Source organism: Grimontia sp. SpTr1, assembly GCF_947387585.1.
Lineage (GTDB): Bacteria > Pseudomonadota > Gammaproteobacteria > Enterobacterales > Vibrionaceae > Enterovibrio > Enterovibrio indicus.
Genome location: NZ_CANDOD010000022.1, coordinates 18114 through 32837 on the forward strand (window position 1 = coordinate 18114; position 14724 = coordinate 32837).

Genomic DNA, 14724 nt, shown 5'->3' on the forward strand with positions numbered 1-14724 from the left:
TGGTGGAAGGGACTGAACAAGATGCGTGCCAACCAGTGACTCTTGAATATATTCATAAATATCATGGTTTTACTGTTTTTATTCTTACGGTGATGTGTGGCACTGATGCCTCGGCGTGCAACAGGTGTGGCGTTATCAGGTAGTGAATGTCACAGGGAAATAAATTCTGTGTTGTGAGTGAGAAATCGGAGCAGGAAAGTCGGCTTTATCGTTGTACAGAGTTGTATGACTGTTTTGTTGTTGGTTAATAATTAACCAAATGACAGGAGCGGTAGCATATGGCAGTCACTATGCGAGTCAGTGAACACATCAAGGAAGTGCAAAGCGTTATTGAAGGGAGTCAAACATCCCGTGACGATGTCATTGCCACGTCTTGGACACGGTGTATCGACGATTATCACCTTGATCCTGTGGTGATGCAGGAGGCATATATTGTTCCCCATACCCAGCTCAAGGAGCATAGGGAACGGCTAGATAAGCTTATTCGCACGGCAAAATACGGACTCGATGCCTTGTATCACCAGGTCGCTGATCATGGTTATGTGTTGATGCTGACCGATGCTGAGGGAGTCACTGTCGATTATCAGGGTGATGCATCGCTCACTTGGGAGCTCAAAAAAGCCGGGCTTTACCTTGGGGCAGAGTGGTCTGAAGCGCGGGCAGGAACCTGTGGTGTGGGCTCCTGTATCTACACCGGGGAAGCGTTGACGGTGCACCAGAGCGATCACTTTGATGCCACGCATTCGCCACTCTCCTGCACGGCTGCGCCGATTTACGATGTAGACGGTTCACTTGCTGCTGTGCTCGATATCTCTGCGCTCCAAAGCCCTGAGCCCAAAGCCAGCCAGGCATTGACCTTGCAACTTGTCACTTCCTGCACGCGTCGCATCGAGATGGCGTCGTTGATGAATACCTTCAGGCGGGACTGGATAATCCGGCTCAGTCAATCTCCGGCGTTTTTGGATGTCGACCCTGAATGCGCGATGGCGGTGGATGCGGAAGGCCGGATTATTGGGATGACACATAGTACCCAACGCCTGCTTTCGCGGATTAAAGGCAATGACTGGCGGCAACCACACGCAATACTAGGCTGCTTGCTGTCGGACTTTTTCAATCTCGATATCAATGAGCTTCCCGCGCTCAGCCGTGCACTTCCCACGGAAGAAAGGTTGCTGGCCACCATTCATGGTGATTTGTGGTTTGCCCATGCTATAGCCCCGCAGCCTTCTTCAATACAGCGGCGCAAAAAAGTCGTGAGTGGCAGTTTGGCATCGCTTTATGGTGATGATGCCAAGATGGCGGATTTGGCAATCAAAGCGACCACGCTATCAATGTCGGATTTGCCACTTCTGCTGAACGGGGAAACCGGCACAGGGAAGGAGTTTTTGGCTAAAGCCATTCATGAGAGTTCGTCACGCAAATCCGGCCCTTTCATTGCCATCAATTGTGCAGCGATCCCCGAAAGTCTGATTGAAAGCGAGCTCTTTGGTTATGCAGACGGTGCCTTTACCGGCGCGCGCAGCAAAGGCAAAAGAGGGCTGATTGAGCAGGCCAACAACGGCACCCTGTTTTTGGATGAAATTGGGGATATGCCCTTGTCGCTTCAGGCAAGGTTACTCAGGGTTCTCGCCGAAAGAGAGTTGCTTCCAGTGGGAGCGACCAAAGCGATCCCTGTGTCATTCCGGGTGCTTGCAGCTACTCATAAAGCTTTGCCAGATCTGGTAAGTAATGGCAGTTTTAGGGAAGACCTTTTCTATCGCATCAACGGAGCGACCCTTACAATTCCCGCCCTGCGCGAGCGCTCGGATATATTGTGGTTGGCGGGACAGATTCTAACGGGACTGACAGATAAGCCAGTACACGTTTCAACACTGGCGGGCGATCTGCTTGAAAAGTACTCGTGGCCGGGCAATATCAGGGAGCTAGAGAATACGCTCCGCTTCGCGTTGGCATTTTGTGTTGAGGGTGAAATCCAGCCAGAGCATTTACCCGAAGAGATTAAAACAGGGTTAGGGCGGCCACAGTGTGTTTCCTCCGTCACGCAAGAGCTGTTGGCAACACTGGAAGCCTACAACTGGAACATTTCAGAAACTGCCCGTGCTTTGGGAGTGGATCGATCCACCATCCATCGCAGGATGAAAAAAGAGAGCATCGGGCGTCACTACCAACCGCAAGGGAAACGCTAATTCAACGTTATTGACCAGTAATGATGTTGTGGCGAGGCGACTTCCCAATAGGTTCCTGATATTGGCGGGGGAGGCTGGCATCGGCGTCTGAAAACCTTGGGCTCAATGTCAGACCATACTGGCTTAAAATCTCGGTTAGCGTGCCACTTTCTTCCAAATTCTCTAGCACTTCACGAACATCCGACTCGTCCAGCGAGTCAGCATGGCGGATACTTATGGTCATGGGATAGGAAATGACCTGCTCAGTATCAGGAAATGGCGAAGCGCGTAACCGCTCCTTATTATTGGCCAACTGGTGGATAAACCATGAAAACGAGAGATTCGAGACGATAGCCATATCCACGTTACCAGCCATAACTGCGCTCAGCATATCTTGGTCATTGCCGAATCCTACCCTGAGTTGACTGTTTGGCAGATGCTCCAGCATTTTCCGGTGGGCGGCTGACCCTGAAGAGACTGCAACTCGCAGGTTGTCTGGGAGTGAAGCAAGTTCATAGGAGTTCGGGACAGCCTGCACCCAAACAAGATTATGCTCAAGTAGCGCTGGGGCAAAGCGGGCATGGGTTTGTGGATTTTGTGCCAGCGCAACGCCGAGTATCAATTGGCAGTCGGACTTTCGTATCTGATACCTTGCCCAGATCCATTCGACGGACAGGGATACATGCCATGCTTTGGCCACCGCTTCGGCAATCTCAATGAATGCGCCTTTGGGGCTGTCTTCGCCAGAAAGGGGGAGAGCCTCACGGGAGGCACAGACGGTAAGGAGCCCTGCTTGCTGCACTGACTCCTGAAGGGAAAAAGGACGGGCTATGGGCGATATCGCCCATAGCCCACTTATTATCAGCCAAACAAAATGCTTTCTAGATTCAGGACTCACAGGCAGGTCTCAAGAGTGCGAAGTGAAAGAATATACGCGACCAGCTCCAGCCGTTCAGACTCAGAAAACGTATCGCCCCAAGGGGGCATGAACTGGCTGCCCCTTCGGAGCCCATTTGAAATGGTGTCAAACAGGTAATCACCCTCAAAGTCACGGCATTGCAGCTTTTTAGACTTCCCGCCAATTCCTTTTGCGCCATGGCAGTAGGCACAATTCTGGTAGAAGCGGATTTCTCCCTGCTTTATTTCGGCAGGAGAGGTGGGGATGTTTAGTGGTGATTCCTGTGTGATTGGTACGGCGACAGCAATTGCTTCATTGGATAGGAGCAGCATCAATACCAGTCCTATCACTGCTAAACATTGCCCTAGAGCGTTGGAAGTAAATGGCCTATTCATCGCAAATTCTCCTTATTTGTCGATGCTGAATGCGATGAGCGCCGCCCCGCCGGGCAGGCCGGAGACTTCAGGAAACGCACTTGCCATAAAGCCTGGGGCGTGGGAGCCAAAGCCACTTGGCACGAGTAGATATTGTTTTCCATTTTTTCCGTAACTGATTATCCCTGAGCGAATACCAGACCCTGTGTTGAAAGACCACAACTCATCACCGTTAGCAGCGTCATAAGCGAACACTTTGCCAAACACATCTCCGTTAAAAACCAACCCGCCTGCAGTGGCTAAAACACTGCCTAAACCAGGAATGGGATAATTAACACTCCAACGGACTTCACCCGTGATGGGGTCGCGGGCATCGAGTCGGGCACTGGCTTTTTGATTCGGTGGGGCTACGGCTTCCAGCAGGGAAACACCTAGATAGAGACCTGATATGCCAATTTTCTCGGGATTTTGCTCTGCGGCGATGATCTTGTTACAGACTTCCATTGCATTGGTATACCAGAGCCCAGTTTTCGGACTATAGGCTCCGTGGTTCCAACTGCGCGCACCGAGAAGGTAAGGGCAGAGAACTTTTTCTTCACCCAGTTTAGGCTCGTTGCGACCTATCAACTCTCCGGTTTTTGGATTGACTGATTCGACCCAGTTGTAGGTTTGTGAAAGGGGCCAGATATTAATAGGCTTGCCAGTCTTTTTATCCAGAACGTAAACGAATCCTCCTTTGTTGAGATGGAAAATGACATCCCGGTTTTCGTGTTCAATGGTGACAATTTCATACGCCGAGTCATAGTCCCAGACATCGTGGGGAACCTCCTGAAAGAACCATTTCAACTTCCCGGTCTTGGCTTCAATCGCCAGTAAGGATGCAGTGTATTTGTTGTCGCCTTTGCGCACTTCACCAAAAAAATCCGGGGCAGCGTTGGAGGTTCCAATATGGATGAGGTCGGTTTTCTCGTCGTACACACCCGGCATCCACGCTCCGCCGCCTCCGACATTCCCTGTGTCGCCCGGCCAGCTTTCAGGATCATCACTGATGGTGTCAAACTCCCAAATCGGTTGGCCGTTAAGGGCATTGACCGCATAAATTTTTCCCCGCTGAGGCTGGTCGCCGCCTGTTGTTCCGCCATACAGCACCTCGCCCGCCAGTTGTGGTGGTGATGAAAACAGGCAACCGTAGCAGGATTTTAGGTCCGTAATTTTGCGCTTCCAGACGGGCTTACCCGTTTTCTGGTTGAGGGCGATAAAACGTCCATCCAGAGTGCCAAGATAAACCATGCCATGCCCTACCGTCACACCGCGGCTGGCGGCTTGATAAAACACCCGGGTCACAATAGGGTCGAGTTCAGGCTGGTAGTGCCACAGTGTTTCGCCTGTTTCGCCATCCACGGCATAGACATTGTTATTGGCTGCCACGTAATAAATGACACCATCAAGGACAATAGGGGTGGCCTGTAAGCCATGTTGAATGTCCCCGGGCTGGTGAATCCATGCCACCTTGAGTTTGTCCACATTGGCTTTATTGATGTCTGACAAAGGGCTGTATCGCCAGCCATTATCCAGTCGATGGTATTTTGGCCAGTCGCTGTCTGATGTTGCAGCGTTAGCCGGTGGAATAAAATAAATGGCCAGTAGGAATAGCAGGGGGAGAGCAAGCCAATATGAGTAGGTGGCATTTTTTGTCATCACTTTGCATCCTTTGCAATGGGTTTGGTCGCCTATCGCAAGTAGAGTGCCAATATGAGTGTTGTTTTAAATCAATCGGTTAATTGGTTGCTTAGTCAGGGTGATGAAGCAAAGTGCAACAGGTGTCGCGCTTCAGGTGTCGCAACAGGGAAGGGGGTAACAGGCAAAAAAAACCCGCCGTAGGGAGGCGGGGGTAAGATGCGATTATGGGTAGTGTCTGTCAGACATTTTGTTATTTGTGCAAATATTTAACATGTCATTAAAGATCCGGCAAATGTACGGTATCACTAGAGACAATATTTATGATCGCCTCCACAAAGGGTGTCTTTTGTTGTCCTCCGAGGGTGGTACAATACCGCCACCAAATTTGCAGGATGTAGACAATGACAGAACTAAAGAATGACCGCTATTTGCGTGCGCTGTTGAAGGAACCGGTAGATTACACACCGGTATGGATGATGCGTCAGGCTGGCCGCTATCTGCCTGAGTACAAGGCAACCCGCGCGGAAGCTGGCGACTTTATGTCATTGTGTAAAAATGCTGAGCTGGCGTGTGAAGTGACCCTTCAGCCGCTGCGTCGTTACGATCTGGACGCGGCTATCCTGTTCTCCGATATTCTGACCATTCCAGATGCGATGGGTCTGGGCCTTTACTTCGAAACTGGCGAAGGCCCGAAATTCGAGCGCCCAATCACCTGTAAAGCTGACGTAGAAAAAATCGGTCTGCCAGATCCGGAAGGTGAACTGCAATACGTGATGAATGCAGTGCGCACTATCCGTAAAGGTCTGGAAGGTAAAGTGCCACTGATTGGTTTCTCTGGCAGCCCTTGGACATTGGCGACTTATATGGTTGAAGGCGGTAGCTCTAAAGCTTTCACCAAAATCAAAAAGATGATGTACGCCGAGCCACAAACCCTTCACCTGCTGCTGGATAAGCTGGCAGACAGCGTGATTGAGTACCTGAACGCGCAAATTAAAGCGGGTGCACAGTCAGTAATGGTCTTTGATACTTGGGGCGGTGTGCTGACCCCACGTGATTACAACGACTTCTCGCTGCAATACATGCACAAGATTGTTGATGGCCTGATCCGTGAAAACGATGGCCGTCGCGTACCAGTCACCCTGTTCACCAAAAACGGCGGGATGTGGCTGGAGAAAATCGCAGCAACAGGCTGTGATGGTGTGGGTCTGGACTGGACCATTGATATGGCAGATGCCAAACGTCGCATCGGTGACAAAGTGGCGCTGCAAGGCAACATGGACCCATCCATGCTTTACGCGTCACCAGAGCGCATCCGCCAGGAAGTGGCGACGATTCTGGAAGGTTTCGGCAACGGCACTGGCCATGTGTTCAACTTGGGTCACGGCATTCACTTGGATGTGCCGCCTGAAAATGCAGGTGTGTTTGTGGATGCGGTACACGAGCTTTCCAAGCCTTACCACAAGTAACAAAGTTTACGTTTATTGAGGCCAGCATATGCTGGCCTTTTTCGTTTCTGCCGTCTTGTACAGGGTTCGTCGGAAATTTTCCCGAGAAAGCTGTACATAATGTTTATTTCATTTAAAAACAGATAATTAGATTGTTCACTCTTTCATTTGAAAAATGATGTACAGGTTAAAGCTGTTTGACTTGTTAAATGCTGATCAAGTTGTTGATGGATGAAAATTTTTGGTTATTTAACCGAAATTGCATCGAAAAGCTTCACCGGGAAAATTCCTCGCAAAGCTGTACGCTCCAGTTAATGATTTAAAAATCAATCAATTAAAAGTCATAAGTTGTTTAACATTATTTGGTGTTCAGAAAAAAGCTGATTGTCATAAGAAAAGCTGATCAATGCGTTTTCTCAAGATGGGCAGGATCTCCGCTTCAAACCACGGATTTTTCCTCAGCCACAGATTATTGCGGGGAGAAGGGTGGGGTAGCGCGATAAAATCCGGTGACCAGTTAGTGTTGGCTTTCACCGTTTCAGTCAGGGTTTTAGGTTTCCCTTCCAGATAATAGCGCTGTGCATAATCGCCAATCAAAAGGGTCAATTCGACATTGGGAAGATGGGATTTAATCGCAGCGTGCCACTTGGGTGCGCACTCGGGTCTTGGCGGCAGATCGCCAGAATTACCTCGACCCGGATAGCAAAAACCCATCGGCATGATGGCGACCTGAGCAGGGTCATAGAATCTTTCTTTATCCATCTGAAGCCATTCACGCAGTCGATCACCGCTGGGGTCATTCCACGGAATCCCCGTTTCATGCACGCGGGTTCCCGGTGCCTGACCGATAATGAGTAACCTTGCTGAAGACTCAGCCTGCACCACAGGACGCGGACCCAATGGTAAATGGGCTTCGCAGTGGTGGCACTCTTGCACCTCTTTCAACAAGATTCCTAAAGGCGTGTTTGTCATCAATACCCCAACGTGAAGTCCATTTGATAGTTTAATGGCTCGCCATTTAGCCAGCGTGTGTAGTTGTCGACGAAAATGCCAAACACTTGTTCCGGGAAGCTTTCGGCTGAAATATGGGGCGTGACCGTGATAGATGGATGTGTCCAAAACGGGTGCTTAGGTGCGAGCGGCTCTTTGCTGAATACATCCAACACCGCATGTTGGATATTTCCATCTTTGATAGCGTCGAGGAGACCTTCTTCTTCCAGCACAGGCCCACGGCCAACGTTAAACAGAATGGCTTGTTTGCAAGCAGACAGCGTATCCCGGTTGAGTAAGCCTTTGGTTTCCGGCGTCGAAGGCAAGACTGAGACAATCACATCGGCCTTGGCAAAAGCCTCTGTCATGTCGGCGTTGGTGATGATCTTATCAAACCCTTCTAAGGCTCTTCCGGAGCGGCTCACACCCATCACCTGCATCCCAAAATAACGTGCGGTTTTAGCAACATGCGTACCAATCGAGCCTGTCCCAAGTATCACCATACATTTTCCGGTCAGGCCCTGATAAGGCACTGGTGACCATTTGCTTTCCAGCTGCGCATCGCGGTAATGGGCAAAATGGCGGGTTAATGTCAGAAGCTGACCGATAACATACTCCGACATCAAGGGGCCGAAAATCCCACGCACATTGGTAAGTTGATAGTCACTTCTTGCTTTGGCCAGCAGGGCATCACAACCTGCAAAGGTCGACTGTAACCACTGAAGGTTCTCTGCCTTTTCAAGCTTCGGGGCGAATTTAGGCGGGTCTGCGAGGATGATATTGGCTTTGCTGATATCTTCGGTGATTTGCAGATTGGGTAGGGCGGCGTCTTCCAATAACGCCAGATAACGTTTTTGTTGGGCTGAGCAAAGATAAAGATGGTTCAAATCTGTTCCTTTTGCTATTGCAGTATATAAAGTACACTTGCGCGGAAATCCTATCCGGCATTACACGTCGGCAATCACTGTAGACGGCAGACCATGTTACAGAATCCGATCCAGCTGCGACTCGAAAAACTCGACTCATGGCAGCATATCACTTTTATGACGGCGCTGGTGGAGCGCATGTATCCCAACTACGCGGCTTTTTGCCAACAAACAGAGTTTGCGGAGCCTCAGGCATTCCGCCAGCTTTTGGATGCAGTATGGGAAGTGCTGACGGTTAAGAACGCCAAAATCAACTTTGAGCGTCAACTGGAGAAGTTGGAAGAGCTGATCCCGACCACGGAAGAATTCGATATTTATCTGGTTTACCCAGCGATTGATGCCTGTGTGTCGATGTCGACGCTGATCCATACGCTGCTGGACCGCGACCTGCTGCTGGAATCTGTGCTGAAAGTCAGCCAGCAATCGGTGGCAAGTGTGGCGCAGCTTGAAGAAGCGCAAACCGGCGTTGAAGTGACGAACGAAAACCAGAAAGAGATTGAGTCTGTGTGTGCCGAGTGGGACATGCAGTGGGCTATCTTCCGTGCACTGAAAGAAGCGGAAGAGCGCGATGTTGAGATGATTCGCGGCATTCGCAATGAACTGCGTGAAGAAGGCGTGAGTAACCTCGGTTTATCACTCTAAGCCAGCATGGCACTGATAAAAAAAACGGGCCTGATGGCCCGTTTTCTTTTGGTGACGATTACTTTGAGGTTTTCTCTTCATCGTTCAGCGAAGTCGATTTCCCGTCCTCGGTGTTCTTTTGAGAGGCCTCTTCTTTTTCTGAGGCTTCTGCTGACTCTTCCGCCGCTTTATCCGCTTCTTCTTCGTCATCATCTTTGCTTTCAATCACGCCGTGGGCTTCTTTCCAGTCTTCCCAGCGTTCATGGGCTAATGCCTGCATGTTTGAAGTCTTGTCGGCCTCATCCATGATTTCTTTGCCCATAAGGTGTTCGAAGATATCTTCCAGCGTGATGATGCCTTGAACGTCGCCATACTCGTCAACAATCAACGCCAGTTGAGAGCGCTGTGCCATTAGACGGTCAAAAGCTTTCGGCACGATAGTGGAATCATGAACCACTGGGATTGGGCGCATCAGGCTGCCAAGTTGCTTCTGACCTTTACCGTGCTGGCTGGCGGAGAACAGTTCAAGACGGTGAACAAAGCCCAGAATATTGTCACGTGACTCTGCGTAAACCAGCGGACGGGAGAACGGCGTGTCGTGGTGCTCACGCAGGAAGTCCTCAATGGTCATGGTGGCATCAACACGGAACAGCACAGGGCGCGGTGTCATCAGTTTGGTTACCGGTACGTCGCGAAGACTCAGCAAGTTAGTCAGCATGGTTGACTCGTCGTCTTCCAACTCGCCGCTTTCTTTCGCCAGCATCGCCATGGCAGAAATTTCATCACGCAGCTTTGGCTGCTCTTTACCGTGCGCCAGTCGACGGGTCAGTTGCTCCGAAGCCCAAACGAAAGGGGTCAATGCCCATACCATCCAACGAAGCACGGTGGCTGCGCCCGGCGCCAGTTGACGCCAGTAGGTTGCACCAATGGTTTTTGGCACGATTTCAGACAACACCAGAATCGCTAGCGTAAGCACGCCGGAGAACACGCCTAACCAGGCATCACCGAAGACTTTTGCCGCTTGTGCACCGGATGCTGCTGCACCTACGGTGTGAGCGATGGTGTTCAGGGTCAGAATAGAAGCCAAAGGACGGTCGATATCATCTTTCAACGAAGACAGACGTCCGGCAGCCGGGTGACCTTGCTGTCGCATTTGGGCGAGATAACTCGGGGTAATACTCAAAAGCACCGCTTCGAGCACCGAACAGATAAATGAGACACCAATAGAAAGTGCCACAAACATGAATAGCAGGATCATCTTTTTCCAGCGTAAATGTAATAAACAGAACCAATAGTAGCGCCAAAGATCGGGTCTGAGGGCAGTAAATACAAGAGTTGCCGTCAAAATATACCCAATATTTTGTGAGGATGCGCTCAGTTTGTGGTTAAAGACTCTGCATACAGTCACTTGTAGCGCCACAAACCTTTGCCAGCTGGGCTTCTTTTGAATTAGAGTTCACTTGTCTCAAGAAAACCTAAGAAGGGAAGACCTAATGAACAAGACCAACTTGATCGACCTGATTGCTGAAAAAGCAGACCTGTCTAAAGCACAAGCTAAAGCTGCACTGGAAGCAACTCTGGCGGGTATCGAAGGTGCACTGAAAGACGGTGACCAGGTTCAACTGATCGGTTTCGGTACGTTTAAAGTTAACCACCGTGCTGCGCGCACTGGCCGTAACCCACAAACTGGTCAGGAAATCCAAATTGCAGCTGCAAACGTTCCTGCGTTTGTTGCGGGCAAAGCGCTTAAAGACGCAGTTAAGTAAGTTATACTCCGCCAAAGCAATTTTTTGTTTTGGCGGATATTTATGCGCGTTAAAGCGTCTCTCCTCGTTTCATCTCTTATTCTTACTTTGGCGGGCTGTAGCTCGACAGAGAAAATCCAACCTCCTGTTCAAACCGTCACTGCCTCTGTGCAGGGTGATGCCACGAGTATTTTCTGGCTTGATGAACGTCAACGCTTTCCCGAAACCCTCACTGAAACAGTGATGATGGGTGACTATGGTCAGTATTCATCTGAATACCGCTGGCGCAAAGGTGTCGTGCGTGAGATTCAGCGCGAAGGGAATGCTTTGATTGATGGTGAGCTAAAGCATCAGTCGATTCTGATCCGCTATGACTCTGAGGGGCAAGCGGTGTATCAGCAATATCGCCTCGATGGCGCTTTGCTGCCAATACGTAGCACTGAGCTGATAAGGTATTACCAGCAAGCAGAAAAGGCCTTAGAAACCGCTAAGGCGCTAGGAAAGAACAACAAAAGCTTCTTCCAAGGTTACTGGAATGAAGGAGTGTTTGAAGAGTGTGGTTCTGGTGAAGTAAAGACATTGAAGTTCAGTGCAGAGTTTCCAGATTACATTCTTCACAGGCTGAAGAAAGAAGATAATTTCATCGCAGCTGTCGGCAAAGTCGGCCGTAACACCAATACGGCAGAAACCATTATCGTGCTGGATAACGACAGTGCTGATTGTTTCGAAAGACCGGAATTCTAAAGTTTGCTTCTCCCAGAAAGAAAAAACGCGCCGATTGGCGCGTTTTGACGTTTTAGTACAGCATTTTAGCTTGAGGGATTACTCACCCTGCTCACGTGCAATCGCACGGTAGCCAATGTCATCACGGTGGAACATACCATTCCAACTGATTTGTGATGCCAGCTCGTAAGCACGTTTTTGCGCTTCTGAAACAGTGTCACCCATCGCAGTCGCACATAGCACGCGACCGCCAGCAGTCACAACATTACCGTCTTTTTCTGCGGTACCGGCATGGAACACTTTCGCAGCATCCAGCTCAGTGGTTGGCAAGCCAGAAATGACATCGCCCTTGTTGTAAGACGCAGGGTAGCCGCCCGCTGCCAGCACAACACCGATGGATGCGCGTGGGTCCCACTTGGACTCTACGGTATCCAACTTACCGGCTACCGCAGCTTCGCAAAGTTCAACCAGATCAGATTGCAGACGCAACATGATTGGCTGGGTTTCTGGGTCGCCAAAGCGGCAGTTGTATTCAATCACTTTCGGTGTACCGTCAGCCATCACCATCAGGCCTGCATAGAGGAAACCTGTGTATGGGTGGCCTTCTGACGCCATGCCGCGAACGGTTGGGTAAATCACTTCGTTCATCACGCGATCGTGAATTTCAGCTGTGACTACAGGTGCCGGGCTGTACGCGCCCATACCGCCAGTGTTCGGGCCTGTATCGCCGTTACCGACACGCTTGTGATCCTGGCTGGTGGCCATTGGCAGAACGTTTTCACCGTCAACCATGACAATAAAGCTTGCTTCTTCGCCATCAAGGAACTCCTCGATAACCACACGGCTGCCAGCATCACCAAAGGCATTGCCTGCCAGCATGTCACGAATCGCGTTTTCCGCTTCTTCCAGGGTCATCGCAACGATAACGCCTTTACCTGCCGCCAGACCGTCTGCTTTAACAACAATAGGTGCACCTTTCTCGCGCACATACGCGAGTGCTGGATCAATTTCGGTAAAGTTTTGGTATTCCGCTGTCGGGATTTGGTGACGGGCGAGGAAGTCTTTGGTGAAGGCTTTTGAGCCTTCCAGCTGCGCAGCAGCTTCGGTTGGGCCGAAGATAGGCAAGCCAGCTTCACGGAAAGCATCAACCACACCAATCACAAGTGGAGCTTCCGGGCCGACAATGGTCAGGCCGATATTTTTATCCTGAGCAAAAGCGACCAGCGCTGCGATGTCTTCGACGCCAATGGCGACATTTTCAAGCTTTGGCTCCAGCGCGGTACCTGCGTTGCCCGGCGCGACAAAAACGGTCTCAACTTTTGCAGACTGTGCGACTTTCCACGCCAGAGCGTGTTCACGGCCGCCGCTGCCAATAACCAATACGTCCATTTTGAATCCTTCAATCAAAGCAGCCCAGAGTGACTCTGGGCTGTGAAAAATGCTTAGTGGCGGAAGTGGCGCATGCCAGTGAAGACCATAGACATGCCGTGTTCGTCAGCAGCGGCAATCACTTCGTCATCACGCATTGAACCGCCTGGCTGGATAACACAGGTAATGCCGGCTTCTGCTGCTGCATCGATACCATCGCGGAATGGGAAGAATGCATCAGACGCCATCACGCTGCCTGCCACTTCCAGATTCTCGTCAGCGGCTTTGATGCCCGCAATTTTCGCCGAGTAAACGCGGCTCATCTGGCCTGCGCCTACACCGATGGTCATGTTACCTTTCGCGTAAACAATCGCGTTGGATTTCACGTATTTCGCAACTTTCCAGCAGAACAGCGCATCACGCAGTTCTTCGTCAGAAGGCTGACGCTTGGAGACCACTTTCAGGTCATCCAGAGAGACCATACCTTGGTCACGGTCCTGAACCAGCAGACCGCCGTTAACGCGTTTCACATCAAAGCCAGTTGTCTGTGTGCTCCACTCTCCGCAAACCAGCAGGCGAACATTCTTCTTCGCGCTAACCACTTCTACCGCTGCGTCTGACACGCTTGGTGCAATGATGACTTCTACGAATTGACGGTCAACAATAGCTTGTGCGGTTTCCGCATCCAGTTCACGGTTAAACGCGATGATGCCACCAAACGCGGAAGTTGGATCAGTCTTGTAAGCACGGTCGTATGCTTCAAGGATGTTTTCGCCGAGTGCCACACCACATGGGTTGGCGTGCTTAACAATCACACACGCTGGCTCGATGAACTCTTTCACACACTCAAGCGCGGCATCGGTATCTGCGATATTGTTGTAAGACAGTGCTTTACCCTGAAGCTGGGTAGCCGTAGAGACAGATGCTTCTTCCGGATTAGCTTCGGTGTAGAACGCCGCAGCCTGATGGCTGTTCTCGCCGTAGCGCATGTCCTGTTTTTTGATGAACTGCTGGTTGAAGGTGCGTGGGAATTTCGACTCCTCGTCGCCCTCTTTGTTGTCGCCATAAGACGGAACCATGGTACCGAAGTAGTTGGCGATCATGCCGTCGTAAGCAGCCGTGTGTTCAAATGCAGAGATAGCCAGATCAAAACGGGTTTGCAGTGTCAGTGAACCGTTGTTGGCATCAAGCTCAGCCAGCACGCGGTCGTAATCTGATGCATTCACCACGATGGTCACGTCTTTGTGGTTTTTCGCCGCAGAGCGAACCATGGTTGGGCCACCGATATCGATGTTTTCAACCGCATCTTCCAGCGTACAGCCTTCTTTGGCGACGGTTTCCGCGAATGGGTACAGGTTGACGACAACCATGTCGATAGGTGAAATGCCGTGCTCGTTCATCACAGCATCGTCTGTTTCACGACGGCCAAGGATGCCACCGTGTACTTTCGGGTGCAGGGTTTTCACGCGCCCATCCATCATCTCAGGAAAACCGGTGTAGTCAGACACTTCAGTTACTGCCAGGCCTTGCTCTGCCAGCAGGCGAGCGGTACCGCCAGTCGACAGGATATCGACACCTTTTTCTGCGAGAGCTTTGGCAAATTCTACAATGCCGGTTTTATCAGATACGCTAATCAATGCGCGACGAATAGGACGAGCGTTTTCCATTGCTACCATCTCTTTAAATGTGGGGATAGGATATTTGGCAAAACCGCCGCTGTGAGAGCCGCTTTGCCAAATACCCGCTACGGCGAAGCCTTGATTGAATCGGCGCACATTCTAACCTAATT

General features: G+C 50.6%; 13 protein-coding genes. 5 read left to right on the plus strand and 8 right to left on the minus strand.

What is annotated here, in order from left to right; translation table 11 throughout:
- The first annotated feature begins 278 nt into the window (after positions 1-278).
- The gene (locus QL223_RS22805) at positions 279-2186 is read left to right on the plus strand and encodes a sigma-54-dependent Fis family transcriptional regulator (protein WP_281546060.1); all 1908 of its coding nucleotides are present in this window, start codon (positions 279-281) and stop codon (positions 2184-2186) included.
- A gap of 7 nt (positions 2187-2193) precedes the next feature.
- Here the strand turns inward: QL223_RS22805 and QL223_RS22810 are convergent, their stop codons facing one another.
- The 3 genes from QL223_RS22810 to QL223_RS22820 form a co-directional block, all read right to left on the minus strand.
- On the minus strand, positions 2194-2967 hold the full coding sequence (locus tag QL223_RS22810; protein WP_281546061.1) for a transporter substrate-binding domain-containing protein: 774 nt from the start codon (positions 2965-2967) through the stop codon (positions 2194-2196).
- A gap of 92 nt (positions 2968-3059) precedes the next feature.
- Positions 3060-3458 carry a cytochrome c gene (locus QL223_RS22815; RefSeq protein WP_052737501.1) on the minus strand — a complete coding sequence of 133 codons (399 nt, stop codon included), beginning with the start codon at positions 3456-3458 and terminating at the stop codon, positions 3060-3062.
- Positions 3459-3470: 12 nt separating this feature from the next.
- A complete protein-coding gene (locus QL223_RS22820) occupies positions 3471-5135 on the minus strand; it encodes a PQQ-binding-like beta-propeller repeat protein (RefSeq protein WP_281546062.1) in 1665 nt (554 codons plus the stop codon).
- 383 nt (positions 5136-5518) lie between these two features.
- Between QL223_RS22820 and hemE the strand changes: the two genes are divergently transcribed.
- Positions 5519-6583, plus strand: a complete 1065-nt coding sequence (hemE, locus tag QL223_RS22825) for a uroporphyrinogen decarboxylase (RefSeq protein WP_002542022.1) — start codon at positions 5519-5521, stop codon at positions 6581-6583.
- A gap of 366 nt (positions 6584-6949) precedes the next feature.
- Here hemE and QL223_RS22830 read toward each other — a convergent pair whose 3' ends face one another.
- Together QL223_RS22830 and QL223_RS22835 are read right to left on the minus strand one after the other, a co-directional pair.
- A complete protein-coding gene (locus QL223_RS22830; protein ID WP_281546063.1) occupies positions 6950-7534 on the minus strand; it encodes a uracil-DNA glycosylase family protein in 585 nt (194 codons plus the stop codon).
- Positions 7534-8439 (minus strand): D-2-hydroxyacid dehydrogenase, encoded by a 906-nt coding sequence (locus QL223_RS22835; protein WP_281546064.1) that lies wholly within the window; start codon positions 8437-8439, stop codon positions 7534-7536. The genes QL223_RS22830 and QL223_RS22835 overlap by 1 nt, the downstream gene beginning before the upstream one ends.
- A gap of 93 nt (positions 8440-8532) precedes the next feature.
- Between QL223_RS22835 and QL223_RS22840 the strand changes: the two genes are divergently transcribed.
- The gene (locus tag QL223_RS22840) at positions 8533-9120 is read left to right on the plus strand and encodes a DUF416 family protein (RefSeq protein ID WP_046303612.1); all 588 of its coding nucleotides are present in this window, start codon (positions 8533-8535) and stop codon (positions 9118-9120) included.
- A 58-nt stretch (positions 9121-9178) separates the two neighbouring features.
- Here the strand turns inward: QL223_RS22840 and QL223_RS22845 are convergent, their stop codons facing one another.
- Positions 9179-10357 (minus strand): hemolysin family protein, encoded by a 1179-nt coding sequence (locus QL223_RS22845; protein ID WP_281546065.1) that lies wholly within the window; start codon positions 10355-10357, stop codon positions 9179-9181.
- A gap of 235 nt (positions 10358-10592) precedes the next feature.
- Between QL223_RS22845 and hupA the strand changes: the two genes are divergently transcribed.
- Both hupA and QL223_RS22855 read left to right on the plus strand, forming a co-directional pair.
- Positions 10593-10865 carry a nucleoid-associated protein HU-alpha gene (hupA, locus tag QL223_RS22850; protein WP_002542017.1) on the plus strand — a complete coding sequence of 91 codons (273 nt, stop codon included), beginning with the start codon at positions 10593-10595 and terminating at the stop codon, positions 10863-10865.
- Between the two features lie 42 nt (positions 10866-10907).
- A complete protein-coding gene (locus QL223_RS22855; protein WP_281546066.1) occupies positions 10908-11588 on the plus strand; it encodes a DUF1481 domain-containing protein in 681 nt (226 codons plus the stop codon).
- Between the two features lie 78 nt (positions 11589-11666).
- Here QL223_RS22855 and purD read toward each other — a convergent pair whose 3' ends face one another.
- Both purD and purH read right to left on the minus strand, forming a co-directional pair.
- Positions 11667-12956 carry a phosphoribosylamine--glycine ligase gene (purD, locus tag QL223_RS22860; protein WP_281546067.1) on the minus strand — a complete coding sequence of 430 codons (1290 nt, stop codon included), beginning with the start codon at positions 12954-12956 and terminating at the stop codon, positions 11667-11669.
- Between the two features lie 53 nt (positions 12957-13009).
- On the minus strand, positions 13010-14602 hold the full coding sequence (purH, locus tag QL223_RS22865; RefSeq protein ID WP_039850577.1) for a bifunctional phosphoribosylaminoimidazolecarboxamide formyltransferase/IMP cyclohydrolase: 1593 nt from the start codon (positions 14600-14602) through the stop codon (positions 13010-13012).
- Between the last annotated feature and the right edge of the window lie 122 nt (positions 14603-14724).